Origin of the sequence: Corallococcus sicarius, from assembly GCF_003611735.1 — a bacterium.
Classification (GTDB): Bacteria; Myxococcota; Myxococcia; order Myxococcales; family Myxococcaceae; genus Corallococcus; species Corallococcus sicarius.
Window position 1 is genome coordinate 1 of sequence record NZ_RAWG01000708.1, and the last position, 545, is coordinate 545.

The 545-nt window shown below is 78.2% G+C and carries 1 pseudogene; it reads right to left on the reverse strand.

What is annotated here, in order from left to right:
- Positions 1–461 (reverse strand): annotated as a pseudogene (locus D7X12_RS41810) (hypothetical protein); the annotation flags it as partial.
- Positions 462–545 lie beyond the last annotated feature (84 nt).

The window sequence follows — 545 nt, forward strand, 5'->3', positions numbered from 1 at the left end:
GTGGGGACGGGAGGCAGGGCCAGGGCGGCCTCACGCCGCTGCCCTTCGATTTCCGCCTCGACGGCTTCTCTCGTGGCCGGTTCGGCGGGGGCCTTCGCGACCGGCGGGGACGCGGTGCTCCCCTGCCCCAGGCCTGGAGCCCCCGGGTTCGAGCGCGACAGGGTCCACACGCCCGCGACGCCCGCGAGCCCCAGCGCCGCGGCGATGGCCCACGAGAGGCGCTTGCGGCGCGGAGCCGGGGCAGGTCCGGGCCCGGTGGCGGACACCGTCTCCGCTTCAGGGGCGTCCGCGGAGGTCCGTCGCGCGGAGGGCGGGTTCCGGGCCGGTGCGCCGCGCACGGCGCTCCCCGACGACGGGAGCTCCGACGCGTCCTCTTCTTCGAAGCGCCCGTCCTCGTCAGGTGTCGAGGCCCGGCGTGCGACCTGCTCGGCTTCCGCCGCGGCGGGGAGCTCGCGCGACACGGTGCGCCTGCCGGCCGGAGGGGATGGTGCTTCGGACGGCGTCGCGGCGTCCCGCTCCCCGCGGCCCATGGACGGCAGGGGCAG